The 16,876-nt window shown below is 66.3% G+C and carries 17 protein-coding genes; 11 read left to right on the top strand and 6 right to left on the bottom strand.

What is annotated here, in order from left to right; translation table 11 throughout:
* The 7 genes from VGP60_RS16385 to VGP60_RS16355 form a co-directional block, all read left to right on the top strand.
* The coding region (locus tag VGP60_RS16385; protein ID WP_327548866.1) for a TIGR04141 family sporadically distributed protein at positions 1-522 on the top strand (522 nt) is incomplete at its 5' end.
* A gap of 1,157 nt (positions 523-1,679) precedes the next feature.
* On the top strand, positions 1,680-2,789 hold the full coding sequence (locus VGP60_RS16380) for a hypothetical protein (RefSeq protein WP_327548865.1): 1,110 nt from the start codon (positions 1,680-1,682) through the stop codon (positions 2,787-2,789).
* A gap of 546 nt (positions 2,790-3,335) precedes the next feature.
* The gene (locus tag VGP60_RS16375; protein WP_327548864.1) at positions 3,336-4,262 is read left to right on the top strand and encodes an ABC transporter substrate-binding protein; all 927 of its coding nucleotides are present in this window, start codon (positions 3,336-3,338) and stop codon (positions 4,260-4,262) included.
* 6 nt (positions 4,263-4,268) lie between these two features.
* Complete coding sequence (locus VGP60_RS16370; protein ID WP_327548863.1) at positions 4,269-6,104, top strand: ABC transporter permease; 1,836 nt, start codon at positions 4,269-4,271, stop codon at positions 6,102-6,104.
* Entirely contained in the window at positions 6,101-7,207 is a 1,107-nt protein-coding gene (locus tag VGP60_RS16365) for an ABC transporter ATP-binding protein (protein ID WP_327548862.1), read from the top strand. The genes VGP60_RS16370 and VGP60_RS16365 overlap by 4 nt, the downstream gene beginning before the upstream one ends.
* An 87-nt stretch (positions 7,208-7,294) precedes the next feature.
* Positions 7,295-8,065 (top strand): hypothetical protein, encoded by a 771-nt coding sequence (locus tag VGP60_RS16360; RefSeq protein WP_327548861.1) that lies wholly within the window; start codon positions 7,295-7,297, stop codon positions 8,063-8,065.
* Positions 8,065-8,265 (top strand): hypothetical protein, encoded by a 201-nt coding sequence (locus VGP60_RS16355; RefSeq protein ID WP_327548860.1) that lies wholly within the window; start codon positions 8,065-8,067, stop codon positions 8,263-8,265. Before VGP60_RS16360 ends, VGP60_RS16355 begins: the two co-directional genes overlap by 1 nt.
* A 47-nt stretch (positions 8,266-8,312) precedes the next feature.
* Here the strand turns inward: VGP60_RS16355 and VGP60_RS16350 are convergent, their stop codons facing one another.
* Entirely contained in the window at positions 8,313-8,891 is a 579-nt protein-coding gene (locus VGP60_RS16350) for a Chromate resistance protein ChrB (RefSeq protein ID WP_327548859.1), read from the bottom strand.
* Between the two features lie 155 nt (positions 8,892-9,046).
* Positions 9,047-10,699, bottom strand: coding sequence for an Ig domain-containing protein (locus VGP60_RS16345; protein WP_327548858.1), 1,653 nt, complete (start codon positions 10,697-10,699; stop codon positions 9,047-9,049).
* A gap of 372 nt (positions 10,700-11,071) precedes the next feature.
* Here VGP60_RS16345 and VGP60_RS16340 point away from each other — a divergent pair, with 372 nt between their 5' ends.
* Positions 11,072-11,245 carry a hypothetical protein gene (locus VGP60_RS16340; protein ID WP_327548857.1) on the top strand — a complete coding sequence of 58 codons (174 nt, stop codon included), beginning with the start codon at positions 11,072-11,074 and terminating at the stop codon, positions 11,243-11,245.
* Between the two features lie 513 nt (positions 11,246-11,758).
* Here VGP60_RS16340 and VGP60_RS16335 read toward each other — a convergent pair.
* The 3 genes from VGP60_RS16335 to VGP60_RS16325 all read right to left on the bottom strand — a co-directional run bounded on the left by VGP60_RS16335 (position 11,759) and on the right by VGP60_RS16325 (position 13,918).
* Positions 11,759-12,409, bottom strand: a complete 651-nt coding sequence (locus VGP60_RS16335) for a hemerythrin domain-containing protein (RefSeq protein WP_327548856.1) — start codon at positions 12,407-12,409, stop codon at positions 11,759-11,761.
* A gap of 84 nt (positions 12,410-12,493) precedes the next feature.
* Positions 12,494-13,276, bottom strand: coding sequence for an NAD(P)H-binding protein (locus VGP60_RS16330; protein ID WP_327548855.1), 783 nt, complete (start codon positions 13,274-13,276; stop codon positions 12,494-12,496).
* Positions 13,277-13,474: 198 nt separating this feature from the next.
* Positions 13,475-13,918, bottom strand: coding sequence for a MarR family winged helix-turn-helix transcriptional regulator (locus VGP60_RS16325; RefSeq protein WP_327548854.1), 444 nt, complete (start codon positions 13,916-13,918; stop codon positions 13,475-13,477).
* Between the two features lie 240 nt (positions 13,919-14,158).
* Here VGP60_RS16325 and VGP60_RS16320 point away from each other — a divergent pair, with 240 nt between their 5' ends.
* From VGP60_RS16320 to VGP60_RS16310, 3 genes are all read left to right on the top strand, one after another.
* The gene (locus tag VGP60_RS16320) at positions 14,159-14,932 is read left to right on the top strand and encodes an SDR family NAD(P)-dependent oxidoreductase (protein WP_327548853.1); all 774 of its coding nucleotides are present in this window, start codon (positions 14,159-14,161) and stop codon (positions 14,930-14,932) included.
* Between the two features lie 294 nt (positions 14,933-15,226).
* A complete protein-coding gene (locus VGP60_RS16315; protein ID WP_327548852.1) occupies positions 15,227-16,000 on the top strand; it encodes an SDR family NAD(P)-dependent oxidoreductase in 774 nt (257 codons plus the stop codon).
* Positions 16,001-16,044: 44 nt separating this feature from the next.
* Positions 16,045-16,170 carry a hypothetical protein gene (locus VGP60_RS16310; protein WP_327548851.1) on the top strand — a complete coding sequence of 42 codons (126 nt, stop codon included), beginning with the start codon at positions 16,045-16,047 and terminating at the stop codon, positions 16,168-16,170.
* A 192-nt stretch (positions 16,171-16,362) separates the two neighbouring features.
* Here the strand turns inward: VGP60_RS16310 and VGP60_RS16305 are convergent, their stop codons facing one another.
* Positions 16,363-16,788: a DUF6210 family protein gene (locus tag VGP60_RS16305; protein ID WP_327548850.1), complete on the bottom strand. Its 426-nt coding sequence runs from the start codon at positions 16,786-16,788 to the stop codon at positions 16,363-16,365.
* Between the last annotated feature and the right edge of the window lie 88 nt (positions 16,789-16,876).

Genomic DNA, 16,876 nt, shown 5'->3' with positions numbered 1-16,876 from the left:
CTCACCCGCCGAGCTGACTTGACGTTCCCGCTCTGGGTTCCGACTGGTGAACGTGACGACGAGCATCGCTACTGTGAATTGGTCGCGAAACAGCCCGGGTATGTCTGTCTGGACAGGGACTTCGCGCGGACACCGTTCCATCCGAAGTTCGAGCTCTGTGACATCGTCGGTCCGAACGACGAGTTGGTGCACGTCAAGTGGTTCGGTCGTGCGACCGCCGCCAGCCACTTGTACACGCAGGCAAGCGCGGCTGCGTGGTCGTTGCGTGAGGAGCCGGAAGCGTTGCAACAACTCAACGTCAAAGTTCGCAGCGTTGACAGGCTGCGTGTTCGAACCGAGCCGTCGGGGATTGTCCTCGCTATCGCTGGTCGTGGGTGGAACGTTGACCAGTTGTTCACTCTGTCGCAGATCGGGCTGCTGCGTCTTGAGCGTGAGAGCCGCCACCTGCGCACCAAGCTCACGTTCGCTGAGATCCCGTTCACTTCGAAGGTCGAGGCAAAGCGACTGCGTGCCGCGGCGTGACGTCCTCGTGTTGAGGGCTTCAGACTTTGTCCGTGAAGCTCTCAACACCCGAGTGCGCTGTCTGGCCTGTACAGGACTGGCTGGCTCCGCCGTTCGACCGGTCGGCTCTGCCGGAGTATGGAGGCATCCGGTGGGCAACATCATGGCTGGAGTTCTCGATCTCACCACATTGCACGGCAACGACTACAACGACGCCAAGGTTCTCCACTAGCCAAGCCGGGGACCGCAGGTCGGAAGATCGCTAAGTCCGCGGCAGGGGAGCGCACTACGGGTGCGCTCCCTTTTGACCTCAAGGTGCTGATCGAGAACGATAACTGCTCGATCACCGGCACCTGTCTGGCCTTTCCCGAACAACTGCTGACTACGGGATGACGCCGAATACCTACTAACAGCGGGGAGCGGTGCTCCAATACTTTCGCTACTCTCGAATTCGGCGGTAGCTGCCGACGAGATGCGATTGAGTAGATCGGACAGGGGTGCACTGAGAGCCCCTTCCGAACGACGACAGAGCCCGGTTGCCTTTGCGCGTACCGCGACGTACTCGCTCAGCGTGCAACAATCGAGACAGGAAATGAACGCTGTCCTCGGGCATGTCGAGGACAGAGGTGTATATGATACTTCTGCGCTTTTCTGTTGCATGACAACAAATTCGGCGTGTCGCCGATCACCGCAAGACGTCGCTACACAACGTCACCGACGGCTACCCGGAAAGGCCCAGTGAGAATAGATCAGTCGTCTGAGACGGTGTCCGCGACGGTCGCGTGCGCACGAGCCGTATCCCCGGCGGCGCGTCTCATTCAGGTTGCTGAATTCCTCCGTTGAAGCGGTTTCTCTCTTTTTTGCCCCGGTGCGGCGATAGAGCCGAAAAGTCGTCGCCGGGAACGTGGCGAATATTTTGTGGTCGTGCGCCCGTCGTCGAATGGTGGATCGGTAACGGTGCAATAGGGATTCCGGGGACATCGACTGATTCCGTAAAGTCGGGATAAAACGTTTGCAATGATTTTGCTGTTCAGTATTGCGCTACCCGCTGGCGTTATGTTGGCCATGTTGACGACACTGACCGCGGTAAGCATGGCGTCGTCAGGCCCCGCGGTTCACGGCTCGATTATGTGAAACGGGATTCCTTATACTGAAAGGGTTTTTTTATGGCAACGTTGATGAACAGGTGGATTCGGGCAAGCTCGGCGGTCGGTTTCGCCGCAGCCCTGGCCGCGTTCGGTTTCGCCGTGCCCGCCGCCGCGGCAACCGCGACGGACAACGGTGGCGTGACGGTGCCGGCGGGTTTCTCCGCGACGGTCTTCGCGCACAGTGGAACGGTCGCCGGTCCCGACGACATCGCCCAGCTCGGCAGCAACTTCTTCGTGGCCTACCAGAACGGCATCGGCCCCAAGGGAGAACCGTCGAAGTCGGGCCGGGTCACCAGCACGGTCGTCGAATTCAATGCGCAGGGCAAGGAGGTGGCGCACTGGGACGTGACCGGGAAGGTCGACGGTATGGGCGCCAACTCCCGCACCGGCGAGCTTATCGCCTCCGTGAACGAGGACGGCGACAGCAGCGTCTACGTGATCTCGCCGGGTGAACGGGACACCCGGGTTTCGCACTACGGCTTCAGCCCGAACCCGCTTCCGCACGGCGGTGGCACCGACAGCGTCACCGTCCGGAACGGCGTGGTGTACATCGTCGCGTCCGCGCCGGCGGCGGATGCCGGCGGCAGTACGGCGGGCAAACCGGCGATGTACCGAGTGGACCTTTCCGGCCACGCGGCGAAGGCGACACCGGTGTTCACCGACAACGTCACCGCAACCAACCTGGTGACCGGCAAGAAGGCCGCGCTCAACCTCACCGACCCGGACTCCAGCGGTGCGGTTCCGGCCGCCGTGCCGCACGTCGGTGGCAGTCTGATGCTGGTCGGTCAGGCCGACAGGCAGCTGGTCTTCGTGAAGAACGCCGGCGCACGCAACCAGAGCGCCTCGGTGCTGCCGCTGAGCGCTCAGGTCGATGACGCCACCTTCGCTTCTTCCGCCAAGGGCACGCTCTACGTGGTGGACAACGCGGGTGGCAACGTCATCGCGATCACCGGGAATTTCCAGAAGGGCCAGGCTTTCGGCTCGGCGTCCGGCCTCAGCACCATCGACCTGAAGACCGGTCAGGTTGCCCCCTTCGGCACTGGTGTCAAGTCCGCGAAGGGGTTGCTGTTTGTTCCCGCCGTCGGCGGCGAGGACGGTCAGAACAGCGATCAGAACCAGAATCCCTCCCAGCACGACTGACAGCGACGGCCGCGCGGCTCTGGAAGTTCCGTCCTCCGGAGCCGTGGTCTTGGGGTGGCCCGAGTTCCCCGGCGTCGATAGCTCGGGGACGGCGGCTCGATACCGCCACACGCGGAGCGCTCAGGCAAGGAGCCGTCCAGCGTTTCGTGTGTGGCGTGTCCGCCGGTCCTCACCGTCTGCCTCAAGCTCGTCAGCTTTCGCCACGTAATCCTTGAGCACTGCTCGGAGCGTGGCGTCACTCCCGCGATCGCGCGGTCCTGGGGCTCGAACGCTCTCCTGGTGGCTGGGTTCATCGCATCCGCGAAGCCGTAAGTGCTTACCTCATGTTCATTGTCGCGTAACCATAGTTACCTACGCAGAGAAACCTTCGTCACCCAGCATAACTAACAGCTGTTACAAGTCCGATGTAGGTAGGAGACGCGCATGTGGGCAGGAACGCGATCGAGAGCGATGCTGGCTCTGGTGGCTGCGACTGTGGTGGGGTTGGGCGCGTCAGCGTGTGGCTCTTCCTCGCCGGCGACTTCCAGTGCAAGTCCGGCGCCGCTCGTGGTGTATTCGGCGCAGGGCTATGACAAAGCGGTGGTCGACGCCTTCCAGAAGGCCACCGGTATCCAGGTGAAGCTCGTCGACGACAGCACCGGGCCCCTGCTGGCGAAGGTGGCCGCCGAGAAGTCCGCGCCCCAGTGGAGCCTGCTGTGGGCCGACGGGGCCGAGGCGTTCGCGTCGTTGGACAGCCAGGGGCAGCTGCTCAAGGGCTACGAGCCCAACGTCGCCTGGACGGCGGCCGGTCAGTCCGCGGTTCCGCAGGACAAGAGCTACGTCCCGACCGGCCTCACCATGGCGGGCGCGATTCTCTACGACCCCGCCAAGACCCCGAACCCGCCCACTTCGTGGCAGGACCTGCTGAGCCCGGCGTGGCAGGGCAAGGTCGGCATGCCCAACCCCGCCATTTCCGGCCCCACGTATCCGTTCGTGGCCGGGATGATGAACCAGCTCGGCGGCGAGGACCAGGGCAAGGCCTACTTCACCCAGCTCAAGACCCACGGTTTGCAGGTCTTCAACACCAACCCGGACAGCTTGCACGCGCTGACCACCGGCGCGATCCAGATCGACCTCGCGCAGAGCTCGGCGGCCTTTGCCGCGATCGTGAAGAACCCGAACCTCAAGGTCGCCTTCCTCGACAAGGTCAGCCTGTTGCCAGGTGCCATCGGAATCGACGCGAAGGCGCCGGCGCCGGTCCAGGACTCGGCGAAGAAGTTCGCGGAATTCGTGCTCAGCCCGGCCGGGCAGCAGGCCATGCTCGCCGGCAACCCCAACGGCGACTCGCTGTACTGGCCACCGGTGAACGGTGTCTCCCCGCTGCCCAGCCTGCCGCAGCTCAGCTCAGTGGCATACCAGACGGTCGACCCGTATCTGTGGGGCCCCAAGGAGAGCGAAATCAACTCCTGGTTCACCCAGAACGTCGTCAAGTAACGGCCGATGACAGCGAACAACGGCGCCTCGGCCCTGGCCCCGGTCACTGACGACCGGGGCCAGGGCTCCTCGGCACGTCCTGTGGGCGGTTCTCGCCTCCCCGGCCCCGCCCGTTCGAGGCCGCGCTGGAACGGTCCGGCCACGCGCCGGCTGGCCTGGTCGGCCGCCGCGCTCGTCGTGGGGCTGGTCATGCTCGCGCCGGTGCTCGGTTTCCTGCTGGTCGCGATCACTCCCCGGACGTTCGGGCAAGGCGACGCGTGGTTCACCTTGGCGCCGTTCAGATCCGCGCTGAGCGGCGCCACCCTCCAGTCGGTGCTCAACACCGCGATCACCGGCGTGGCCGCCGCGGTGATCGCCACCGTGATCGGGACCGCACTGGCCCTGCTGCTCGGGCGGACCAAGGTCGCCGGGGCCGGTTTGTGGCGGCTGGGACTGTGGGCGCTGCTGCTCGCGCCGTCGTACCTCGAGGCGCTCGGGTGGACACGCCTGGTGGAACGCGACGGCGTGCTGGCCGGGCTGTTCGGCACGGACTTCCACTGGTTGCACCAGCTCGTCATGGGTCCGGCCGGGGTCATCTGGGTGCTGGGCAGCCGCGGCGTCCCGTTCGCCTTCCTCGCCGTCTCCGGTGTGGTTCGCGGGCTCGGACGTGACTTCGAGGACGCCGCCCGGGTGCACGGCGCCGGGCCCTGGGCGCGGCTGCGGATCACGGTCGGCCTGCTCGCGCCCGGACTGTGGGCCGCGCTCGCCATCGTGTTCGCCGAGGCGATCAGCGACTACGGCGTGGCGGCGACGCTGGCGGCCGGCTCCCATTTCCCGATCGCCACATTCGCCCTCGCCGGAGCGGTGACCAACTTCCCCGCCGACTACCCGACGGCGGCGGCGCTGGGCTGGCTGCTCATGGTGCTGGTGGTCCTGGCGTTGCTCGCCCAGCGCATGGCCACCCGGGGACGTTCCTACGCGGTGCTGTCCGGGCGCACTCGCCCGGTCCGGCCCGTTCCGCTGCGAGGCTGGCGGTCAGTGCTGGCTCTGGCCGGGCTGAGCCTGTTTTTCCTGCTCGCGCTCGGAGTGCCGCTGCTGGGCACTGTCTCCGCGTCGTTGATGGGCAACTTCGGGACGGTCAACGCGCACAGCTTCACGCTGGAGGCCTACCAGCAGGTGTTCCAGCGGTCGGATCTGCTGGCCCCGGTTCTGCTTTCCGTGCGGCTTGCCCTGATTACCGCGACTGTGGCCCTGATCGGCGGCGTGCTGATCGCCCGGCTGCTCGCCCGCCGCGGCGGGGCGGCGCGCGGCAAGGCGGTCAACGTACTCGACCTGCTGATGCTGGGCGCGGTCGCGCTTCCCGCCATCGTTCTGGGGGCCGGTTACATCTTCACCTACAACCTGCCCGCGGTCACCGGTCTCGGTATCCAGCTCTACGGCACGATCACCCTGCTCGTCATCGGGTTGCTGGCCGGGGCGCTGCCGCAGGCGTCGCGGTTGCTCATGGGTTCCTTCTCGCAGGTGCAGGACTCACTGCTGGCCGCGGCTCGCGTGCACGGTGCGGGCACCACGCGGGCCTGGAGCACGACGATGCTGCCGTTGCTGTCCGGCAGCCTGCTGTGGACGTGGCTGCTCACCTTCGCGGACCGGCTTCTCGAGCTTCCACTGGCGTCGATGCTCTATCCGCCCGGTCAGCAGCCGCTGTCCGTTGCCGTGACCACACTGATCAACGGCTACGACTTCGCCGCGGGCACGGCCAGCCTCGTGGTGGCCTGTGTCGGCATCCTCGCCGTCATCGGTGTCGCCTTGGCACTTTTCCGTTTGCTCGCTCCCGCGGGCTGGCGCCGATTGGAGCAGCGATGACCTCCACGAACGAGGTTTCGGCAAGCAGGCTGGAGATCAACGACGTCGTCAAGCGGTACGGCGCGCACACCGCTCTCGACGGCGTCTCGCTGACAGCGGAGGCCGGCGAATTCGTCGTCCTGCTCGGCCCGTCGGGCTCGGGCAAGAGCACGCTGCTGCGAGTCGTGGCCGGTATCGAAGGGGTGGATGAGGGCCGAGTGCTGCTCGGGAACGCGCTCGTCGCCGACCGGCGCTCGCATGTGCCGCCCGAGCAGCGCGGCCTGGCGATGGTGTTCCAGGACTACGCGCTGTGGCCACACCTCACCGTCGCGGACAACGTGGCGTATCCGTTGCGGCGGAAGCGGGTGGGCCGCCGGGAGGCTGTTGACCGGGTCGGCGGCGCACTCGAGCGCGTCGGTCTCGCCGGGTACGAGAAGCGGTATCCCAGCGAGTTGTCCGGCGGCGAGCAGCAGCGGGTCGCGCTGGCCCGTGCGCTGGTGGGACGCCCAGGGCTGCTGCTGTTCGACGAGCCGCTGTCCAACCTCGACGCCGACCTGCGCGAGCGGCTGCGCGTGGAGATCGCGACCCTGGCCCGCGAGAGTGGCGCCACGGCCGTCTACATCACTCACGACCAGGCCGAGGCCTTCGCGTTGGCCGACGTGATCGGCGTGCTCGACCAAGGCCGGCTGGTGCAGTTCGATCGGCCGGAGACCATCTACCGGCATCCGGCCAATCCCTTCGTCGCCCGTTTCACCGGTCTGGCCGGGGAACTGGCCGGTCAGGTGACGCGGGTCGACGGCGAGTTCGTCGTGCTGGACGACGGCGAGCAGCGACTGCGCGCGCGGGCCGTTGGGCGGCTGGCCGCCGGCGACCCGGCGCGCCTGCTGGTTCGCCCGGCGGCGACCCGGATCTTGCCCGCCGGGTCGCCGGGGGATGGTTTGCTCGCCGGCACGGTCGTCGATGTGGCGTACCGGGGCCGCGGTTACGACCATGTGGTGGCAGTGCGGAACGGCACCCTGAGCTCGGTCTTCGGTGAGCAGGCGTGGAGCCGGGGTACCGAGGTGCACGTCGCGTTGGATCCGGAAGGCTGCATTGCCCACGGCGACCCGGCCCTAATCGGGTGAAGTTGTTACCCTGATAATATAACGACTGTTAGTTCTTGCAGGTACACTTAAGCGAGATAGGCCGTGTGGCCGGTGTGGGAGGTGGAAGTGAGTAGCGGAGCGCTGTTCCTTGCGGTGTTTCTGGCGTGTTCGGTGGAAGCCGTCGAAGCGTTGACGATCGTGCTTGCGGCGGGAACGGCGCGTGACTGGCGATCGACGGGTCAGGGAGTTGTCTCGGCCGTGGTGGTGCTGGCGGTGATCGTGGCCGCGCTCGGTCCGGCGCTTTCGGTGTTGCCGCTGGGCGCGATGCGTCTGGTGGTGGGTGGTTTACTGCTTATTTTCGGGCTGCAGTGGTTGCGTAAGGCGGTGTTGCGGGCCAGCGGCCTCAAAGCACTGCATGACGAAACCGAAATTTTCGCCACGGAGCTGGCCGCCGCGAAGGCCGCGCCCGGTCAAGGGCGGGGAGCGGTGCGGGACTGGTACGCGTTCACCTTGTCGTTCAAGGGAGTGTTCCTGGAAGGACTCGAGGTCGCGTTCATCGCACTCACCTTCGGCAGCAACCAGCACAACGTGGCGCTGGCCGCGGTCGCGGGGCTGACCGCGGTCGCCGTGGTGACGATCGCCGGGTTCGCCATTCGCGCGCCGCTTGCCCGGGTGCCGGAGAACACGCTGAAGTTCGTTGTCGGAGTGATGTTGACCGCGTTCGGTGTCTACTGGGGCAGTGAAGGCGCAGGGGCGGTGTGGCCGGGATCGGATGCCGCGCTGCTGGCACTGGTTCCGCTCATCGCACTGTTCGCGCTGGGTTTGGTGGCCGTGCTGCGCCGGATGACCGCCGGTCGTTCGACGGCGACGGCCCAGGTGGGGACGGAGGGTTTCTGATGGCTTGGCTGCGTAAGTTCTTCGCGTTCTGGTACGACTTCGTGGTCGGTGACGACTGGCGGGCAGCGGTGGCCGTCGTGGCGGCTCTCGCGATCACCTACGGCGTGAGTCGTACCGGTGCGCCATCGTGGTGGATCCTTCCGGTCGCGGTGATCCTGGTGCTCCCGCTCACCCTGTGGCGGGTAGCCCGCCGGCAGTGACGGACCAGAACCTCGGGCGCACTACGGAAGCGGAAAGCCGTTGACATTCAGCGGCTTTCCGCTTCTTCGGTGTAAACCCGGTTGGCGTACTTCTCGAGTGCGGCTTCACAGGTTGTCAAGGCTTCCGCCGCGGCCGCGTTCCCCGGTGCGCCGAAGACATCGCGATTCGCGATCTTGGTGAACCAGTTACGCAGTTTGGTCAGGTCCTCCTCATTCTCCTCGAGCTCCGCATAGGTGAAGTGGTTGGCCTTGTACTCCTTTTCCAGCTGGGCATGGAAATCGCCGCACTTGTCGACGATCTCCTCGTACTCGTCGTCGCGAGCGGCCTGGAAGGCGGCCAGTACCTCCTGCTGGCCGGACAGCACCGCGCACGACATCAGCACCGCGGTGCCGGACATCTCGAGGATCTCGTGGCGCAGTTTGCGCAAGGCTCGCTCGCCCGCCGGGCTGGCCGGGAGCGCGGCGGCGGAGTTCTGCAGGTAGATGGCCCCCAGGCTCTTCAACCGCCGCCAGACCGCGGCCCGCAGCCGGGTCGGTTCGGACGGAACCCGGTAGATCAGCAACAGCCAGCTCACCTCGTCCTGGACGGGGTCGACCGGTTCCTCACGCGTGTCTGGGGTGGGCATACCGCTAGTGTGCCGTGATCCGATCTACCGCGCCGCAGGTGGTCGGCGAGTCCGCGACTTCTGCCAAATCCCACCGCGGCGCATAGCGTCGAGGCGGCGGAGACCGCACTGGCGGCACCGTCACCGTCGGGCGCCGCCAGTGGTGAGCCGTCCCGTCAGCTCACGTTGAGTGAAGTGTCGTCCAGTACGAAGGACGTCTGCAGCTGCGAGCTCTCCGCCCCGCTGAACGTCAGCGTCACCGTCTGACCCGCGTACGCCGCGAGTGACACCGTGCGCTGCTGATAGCCGTTCGCCGCGTTGAGGTTCGAGTACGTCGCCAGCGTCGTGCTACCGGCCTTCAGCGTCAACGTGTCGCTCGCGGCTGTGCCCGTCTCCGCGGTGTCGATGTGCAGCCAATACGAAAGGCTGTACGTCGAGCAGCCGGGGGGCAGTGTGACCGACTGGCTGATGGTGTCGGTGTGCGCGCTGCCGTAGCCGTCGAGCCAGGCGTTCCAGGTACCGGTCCGTGCTGGCTGGCTGCTGCCGTTCTGGGCGATCACGCCGGACGACGCGGTCCAGCCGCTGCTTGCGCCGGACTCGAAGCCCGGGTTGGCCAGGTACTGCCCGACGGTGCAGGTGCCGCCGGTGGTGCCGATCGTCCAGCCGAAAGACGCCGTGCCCGCCAACCCGGTCGAGTCGGTCGCCTTGACCGTCACGGTGAACGAGCCTGCTGCCGACGGCGTGCCCGAGACCAGTCCGGACGCGCTGATCGACAGCCCGGCGGGCAGACCGGTTGCCGACCACGTGTAGGGGGCCGTCCCGCCGCTCGCCGACAGCTGCAGGCTGGCGGACGTGCCCACGGTGCCGGTCCGTGTACCCGGGTTGGTCACCGACACCGAGCCCGACGTGCTCCCACTGCCCGCCAGCCACGCGGTCGCGTTCAGGCCGAGTGCCGCGTTGTTCGCCGTGGGGTCGCTCCAGCCGTTGAACAGGGTGTTGCCGGGCTGACCGGTGCCGTCGTCGATCGGCGAGCTGTCGCCCCAGGCCGCGACCCGGCCCAAGCCGAACTTGCTGGTCACGAAAAACGCGTTGCTGTTGCCCGGGCTGCTCGTGCTCAGGTAGGCGAGCCCCTTCACGGCGGGGTTGTCCGCGGGCTTGAGGGTGAACGTGGTGCCGTTGGCGATCAGGCTGTGGCTAACCGTCCCGAAGGAACCGTTGAGCACGGGGTTCGCCGGGTCACTGATGGCCACCGGGTGGTCCCTGCCGACGTTTTTCAAGTCGACCGAGAACCCGAACGGGTCGGTGTTGTTGACGCCGTTGTTCGTCATCAGGTCGTTGATGATCATCGGCGAGTCCCAGCCGTCGTTGTTGCGGTCGCTGACGGTGTGGTCGGAGATGAGGAACAGCCCACCGCCGTTCTGCACGAAGCGCAGCACCGCGGTCTTTTCAGATGCGCTCAGCACGATGTTCGGCTCGGGCAGCACGAACTCGTCGAAGTTCGCCAGATCGAGCGGGTTCGACGTGTTCCCGTAGCTGATCGTGTTGCCCGCGGGCAGGGTCTTCAGGCTGTACTGCCCGGTCTTCTGCAATCCGATACCCCAGGCCGAGAGCGCGCCCGTCCAGTCGGTTTCCTTCTGCGGCGCGGGGTTCTGCACGGTCGGGTCCGGCTGGCTGGTGCTGATGATCCAGTCGGCGTTCCCGGCGGTCTCTGCCTTGGAGTTGTCGAACAGGATTCGGTGGATGACCGCGGCGGCGGCTGGGACCGGGGCGGCTAACAGGCCTGCGATGATCAGCGCAATCACGGCGGCTCCGGGTATGCGGCGTTTCATGACGCTCCTCCAGAAGGGATCTAGGGCGATTTCGACAGCACCGTGACGAGCGAAAAGAAGTCGGGCGGCGGTGTGGGATCCGGTGGGTGAACCTCCGGAAACCTACCTCCGCAGTTACCCGACGAAAGTCGGTTTTCCCCAGGGACACAACGGATCTACCCGAGATATTGCAGCCATGCCATACGTTCGTACCGAGCCGTTCACGGGGATGGCGTAGTCCAGACACCTTCCCTGCGCTCGAATCCATGAAGGGCAAGATCATCGGCAAGGGCACGTGGCCGCAGATCATCACAGACGGCCAGCGCACCACCAGAGCGATGAGGCGAAGAGGGGGCATGGCCTATCGGTGTCCGGTTGGGCACCGGGCGAAACATGGCCGAGCTTTCGGCCCGATTCAAGATCTCCATGCACGCCGTCGTCGCCGCCGGAGCGACCGTCATGCTCGTCGCGTGGTGCTCGGCGGAGGCCTATACGCCCTGTTGTCGAGCGTTCTCAGTTGATCTTAATGGCGGCTGTGAACCCTATTCGGAATTCCAGTCGGGCTGAAGGATGGAGAACAGGACAGAGTCGCGCCACGCGCCGTTGGTGAACACGTGGTCACGCAGCTGCCCTTCGCTGATGAACCCAACCTTGGCTACGACTGCGCGGAAAGCAACAACGGATCATTCCACGTCGCGGGGACTTCGCGTAGCCCCCGCAAGATCGAGCCGTGGACCGGAGAGATCCACCCGAACGATCCGCCGGAGGACGCACGGGTAGCAGCCGAGGCCCTGTCGTCAGCCATGCTCAACCAGTGCGGAGTCCGATTTCGGCTCTACGCCACGAATTCTTCATAACGGCTACACGCGTCTGTGGAGTAAGGCGACGTCGTTTCAGGTTGAAATAGACGATGGAACTTTAGTTGTGTGTGTTGCGGGGTATGAGGTTGGCGGTGTTTTCGGCCGCGGTGCGGGCGTAGGCGGGCAGCACGCTTAATGGTGTAGGTGTCGGCGGTGAGGACGATGCTGGCGTGCCCGAGGAGGTCTTGCACCGTTTTGAGGTCGTTGCCTGCGGCGAGGGTCAGCCGCGGATCGCGGTGGTTTCGCGGGTGAACTGGCGGTGGCCGATCAGCTTGTAGGCCAACCGAGCTGGTGCCGGTATGACCTGCATGAACCTCTGCCGTTCCGCGGCGTCGGTCTCCTCGGTGATGTGGCCGAGGATGACCAGCCGCCGCGTGAGCGGAACCGCGCTCATGCCGTGCTTGCCGAGCGCGTCCCACTCGCTTTGCGTCAGCGTGACCGAGACGATCGGGAGCAGTTTCTGTTCCTCCTCGGCCAGGTGATCGATCAGTGTCGGCATCGTGGCGTCGATGAGAGCCGCCATCCGCTCACCGGCGGCGGCGTCCGCGTTCGCTGTCCACCCCGGCAGCTCCGCGCCGATGGCCGCGACGGCGTCGTCGACCTGCGCGTGCTGCGCATCCATCCGGTCTATCAGCTCCGGGTCGAGTACAGCTCGCTCGCGCAGCAAGGGAAAGAGCAGCTCGTCCTCGCCGGTGTGGTGCGTGTGGAGGAAGTGCACCATCTCCCGGGCGTGCGCGCCGATGACCTTGGATCGCGCGCGGTCATTGGCCGCGGAGCGGAACAGTCGGGGGAGCTGACCGAACTCGCGCCGGATGACGCGGTGGATCAGAACCATCTCGTGGGTATCGACGCCGGGTCCGGAGGTGCTCACCGTGGCTCCTTGATGGTCGCGGCGTTCTGGATGGCTTCGTGTGCTGTGGTTGCCGGCCGGCCGATGAGCTTCACTAGGTCGTCGCTATCGGTGAACAACTCTCCGCGAGCCAGGCCGGCATCGGCGTCGGCGACGGCGGCGGCCATCTCTGGGGGCAGTCCCGCAGCGGTCAGGGCGCTGGTGTAGTCGGCGACCGACATGTCCTGGTAGGCGATGTGGGTGCCGAGGACGTCGCTGATCCGTGGCGGCGAGTTCGGTCAGGGTGAACGGTGTTCCGCCGAGCTCGTAGGTCGCTCCGAGGTGCCCGTCCTGCGTCAGCACCGCGGCGGCGGCGGCCGCGTAGTCGCGTCGGCTGGCCGCGCTGACGCGGCCGTCGTGCGCGCTGCCCAACAATGCGTGGTACTGGGTGATCATCGGGAGCTGGTCGGTGTAGTTCTCCAAGTACCATCCGTTGCGCAGGATGACGAACGCCGAACCGCTCTCACGCAGGTAGTCCTCGGTGCGGCGATGTTCGTCAGCGAGCGTCATGTGCGCGGTCGAGGCGTTGACGATGCTGGTGTACACGATTCGGGACACCCCAGCTCGGCGCGCCGCGTCGATGGCGCTGCGGGCGTTGTCGAACCGCTCCCCGACCGTCGTCGTCGAGACCAGCACCATCGCTTCGGCGCCTGCGAACGCCTCATCGAGCGTGCTCGGGTCGGCGAAGTCCGCGCGCCGCACCGTGACCCCGTTCTGTGCGAGGTCGGCGAGTTTGTCGACGTCTCGGCCGGTGGCCACGATCTGCGCCGGCGGCGTTCCGGTGGCGAGGAGTTGATCGACGACGAGCCGGCCTAGGTGACCTGATGCGCCGGTGATGACAGTGGACATGGTGATTCCCTTTGGTAGTCGGGGTGGACGTCGGTCCGTCGCCGGACAATCGTCAGTGTCATTGATGAATCTAGTCAATGATCCTGACGATGTCAAGGCGGAGTCGAAGCCCGCCGACGCCCGTCAGCCCGCCAGTCCGGCGGCCCGGCGGCCCGAGGCGAACGGGAATCGGGGTCGGACGGCTCGGCGCGGCCGGGTTTACCGCGCGTAGGGGTCGGTGATCTCGCGGAGTTGATCGAGGATCTGGTGCAACAACGTGAAGTTGCGGGTGCCCAGGTAGGCCTTCCACTCCGAGAGGATCTCGTCGAGTGTCGCCGTGGCTACCTCGACCGCCCGCCGGCCACGTTGCTCGATCACGATCAACCGGGCGCGGCCATCGGTGGGGTCGGGGACCCGGCGGACATAGCCCAGGCGTTCCAGTTGATCGACCAGCACGCCGGCGCTCTGCTTGCTCATTTGCGCCTGGTCAGCGAGGTCGGTGAGGCGCGAACCGTCCGGGGCGATGCGTTGGAACACCCGGCACTGGGCGAGGGTCCAGTCGTCGAACCCGGCATCCTGGAGGGCCCGGAAAATCCGGTCCTCGGTGTACCGGTACGGGATGAACAACGACATCCCTAGATCAACCCGCTGCTCGTCGTCCATGCCGCTCTCGACTCCATCGCTCACCTGATCCCGCGAGGTTCACACCCTATGTCAACGCTGCCGAGCCAGATCGCCGCCGACCCGACCGCGGCGGCGCGAGCGCCGGCGCTGCGCTCGCTGCGTTTCGCACGCGCCATCTGCCCCTCAGCGACTTCGCACCTGTTGCGGTTGTCATCTTTACTACTGTACAACTACAGTAGTAAAGATAAATGACTAAATAGAGAGAATATAGGTAGCGCCATGACATCGACATCAAGCCTGGCGGGCAAGCGGGTCCTGGTCACCGGAGGCAGCCGCGGAATCGGCGCCGCGATCGTGCGGCGGCTCGCATCCCAAGGAGCCACAGTCGCGGTCAACTATCGATCCGATCGGGCCGCCGCCGATGCGCTCGTCGGCGAACTCCGCGACAACGGGTGTGCCGCGTCGGCTTTCCCGGCCGATGTCAGTGACGTGGCGCAGACCCACGAGCTGGTCGGCGCGGTGGTATCCGAGTTCGGCGGCCTGGATCTGTTGGTCAGCAACGCCGGGGTTGAGCACTTCGGAGCGCTGGAAACCATCACCCAAGCCGACTTTGATCGCCTCTTTCAGACCAACGTAGCCGGACAACTGTTCGTCACCCAGGCGGCGGTCGCCGCGATGACCGACGGCGGCCGGATCGTGCTCAGCTCCTCGGTCAGTGTGCGCCTGTCGGTCTATCAACACGCCCTGTATGCGGCAAGCAAAGCCGCTATCCCGGCCATGGTGCGTAATCTGGCTCCCGAACTGGCCGAGCGGAACATCGCCATCAACGCGATCGCCCCCGGCGCCACCGCCACCCGAATGGCCAGCTACGCCCCCAATTACATCCCCCCGACGCTCACCGACGTACCGTTTCCCGCGCTCCTTAGCTCGATGAGCGCACTCGGCCGGTTGGGTCAACCTGAGGAAATCGCCGCCGTGGTCGCGTTTCTGCTCTCCCCAGATGCGTCTTATATCACCGGCACCACCATCGAAGCCGACGGCGGCTGGAAGTAACACCCCCGACTACGACACCCGCACCGAACCCGCCGAGATATTCCATACCCTCGACCACTAGGCCGAGCAGCGGCATTGCCGCGGCAGTCGGCGCGAAGGCCGCCGGGCAGCCGGTCAGCGCGGCGAGAGCGCCGAAACCGACGGCGCCCGCACCCATCCCGGCGTCGTAACCGACGCTCCACAGCGCGCTCACCGTGCTGTTACCGGCGAACGGTCAAAAGCCAGTCCGATGAGACGGCGCCTGCCGTCGTCGGACGATCACACACATTTGCGGACCCCGAGAGGCAGCACGCCATGACCACCCAGAGCACCGCCACCACGCCTGAGCTCGCCGGCAAGACCGCACTGATCACCGGCTCCACCAGCGGCATCGGCCGCGCCACCGCCGACACGCTGGCCGCACTGGGCGCCCACGTCATCGTCTCCGGGCGTGACACCGCACGCGGTGAGGCAGCAGTGGGCGAGATCCGCGCCGCCGGCGGCCGGGCCGACTTCGTCGCAGCCGACCTGGGCGACTCCGCCAGCGTCCTCACCCTGGCCGAGCGGGCCCTGGAGATCGGCGGCGGCCGGGTCGACATCCTGGTCAACAACGCCGGCGTCTACCCGTTCGCCCCGCTCGCCGACGTCACCGAGGACGCCTTCGACCAGGTCTACGCCGTTAACGTCAAGGCGCTGTTCTTCCTGACCAAGGCCCTGACACCGGCCATGGTCGAACACGGCGACGGAGCCGTGGTGAACTTCTCCACCGGCCTGGCCAACATGGGTGTCGCGGCCAGCTCGGTCTACTCCTCCACCAAGGGCGCCGTGGAGTCCCTCACCCGCGCCTGGGCGGCGGAGCTCGGCCCCAGCGGTGTGCGCGTCAACGCGATCAGCCCCGGAGTGATCGTCACTCCCGGCCTCGACGCCGTGGGCCCCGGCATCCTCGAACAGATCAAGGGCGACCCCGCCGGCCGCCCCGGTCAGCCCGAAGAGATCGCCAGCAGCGTCGCGTTCCTCGTCTCCGGCGCCGCGAGCTACATCCACGGGGTCGTGCTGCCGGTCGACGGCGGAGCACTCGCCACCCTCTGACCCGGTCACCACCAAGCCGATCGGCACCCCGGACGCTCCGCGGGGTGCCGACGGCACGCCGCGATGTGGCCCAGGGCCACGCCGAGGACATTCTGGCCGCGTTCAAGGACTACTACCGGGGTACCGAACTCAACGAGGCGAACAGCTCGATGAATGCCGCACGGTCCTGAGCCTCGGGCTCACGGAGCACGAGCCGCTCGGTTCTGATCGGCTCAGGCGGCCAAGCGACGGAGCCCAGGTATGCCACGGGCCAGGCTAACTGGAGGTCAACCACCGGGCGGGAGGAGGCTTGCCGCGAAGCGAGTGCTCGCGAGATCCGACTTTGCCGATGGGCGGTCACAGCAGGTGGTTGGCATCGGTTCTCAGTCAGAGTTGGACCAAACCAGTACTCCGGGACCGTCAGGCGTGAGTACCGGCACCCATGCCTCGTCGGCCTCGCGCATTCGGCTTTCGTCCAGCCAAAGGGCGTGCGGTTCCTCAGTGTGTCCGTCGGATGCCCAGTACGAGATGTCGGCGACGATTCGGGCTAGCCTATCCCGTTCAGCGTCCGGCCACGAGTTGTTCCCAGTGCCTGCGCCACGGAAGTCCTTCTCGAACAGTTCACAAAGTGCGTCCACGGCATCGACGCCGGCCATTGGGACGAGAAAGCCCTCGATCTGCCCCTGCCGACAGGCTAATCCCCCGTACTGCTGCTGGTAGAAGACTTCTGTCTCGGCCTGCACGATCACGTACAGCCATCCGTCGGCCATCCCGCCAGGATCGAGGAAGACGAATCGCCGAGAACTCATGAGGGCAGTCTGCCGGAGCGCCGTCCACACGCCCAACGACTTTCGATCCGCATCAACGCACTCTCATGTCGAGGAGCACGTAGCTGTG

Source organism: Amycolatopsis sp. (assembly GCF_036008905.1).
Classification (GTDB): domain Bacteria; phylum Actinomycetota; class Actinomycetes; order Mycobacteriales; family Pseudonocardiaceae; genus Amycolatopsis.
This window is presented reverse-complemented; position numbering and strand designations above follow the sequence as displayed.

Coding starts and splice junctions, on each gene's coding strand:
- VGP60_RS16380 (WP_327548865.1), top strand. CDS start 1,680: ATGAACAGGTGGATTCGGGCAAGCTCGGCGGTCGGTTTCGCCGCAGCC.
- VGP60_RS16370 (WP_327548863.1), top strand. CDS start 4,269: ATGACAGCGAACAACGGCGCCTCGGCCCTGGCCCCGGTCACTGACGAC.
- VGP60_RS16365 (WP_327548862.1), top strand. CDS start 6,101: ATGACCTCCACGAACGAGGTTTCGGCAAGCAGGCTGGAGATCAACGAC.
- VGP60_RS16355 (WP_327548860.1), top strand. CDS start 8,065: ATGGCTTGGCTGCGTAAGTTCTTCGCGTTCTGGTACGACTTCGTGGTC.
- VGP60_RS16350 (WP_327548859.1), bottom strand. CDS start 8,891: ATGCCCACCCCAGACACGCGTGAGGAACCGGTCGACCCCGTCCAGGAC.
- VGP60_RS16345 (WP_327548858.1), bottom strand. CDS start 10,699: ATGAAACGCCGCATACCCGGAGCCGCCGTGATTGCGCTGATCATCGCA.
- VGP60_RS16340 (WP_327548857.1), top strand. CDS start 11,072: ATGGCCGAGCTTTCGGCCCGATTCAAGATCTCCATGCACGCCGTCGTC.
- VGP60_RS16330 (WP_327548855.1), bottom strand. CDS start 13,276: ATGTCCACTGTCATCACCGGCGCATCAGGTCACCTAGGCCGGCTCGTC.
- VGP60_RS16325 (WP_327548854.1), bottom strand. CDS start 13,918: ATGGACGACGAGCAGCGGGTTGATCTAGGGATGTCGTTGTTCATCCCG.
- VGP60_RS16320 (WP_327548853.1), top strand. CDS start 14,159: ATGACATCGACATCAAGCCTGGCGGGCAAGCGGGTCCTGGTCACCGGA.
- VGP60_RS16315 (WP_327548852.1), top strand. CDS start 15,227: ATGACCACCCAGAGCACCGCCACCACGCCTGAGCTCGCCGGCAAGACC.
- VGP60_RS16305 (WP_327548850.1), bottom strand. CDS start 16,788: ATGAGTTCTCGGCGATTCGTCTTCCTCGATCCTGGCGGGATGGCCGAC.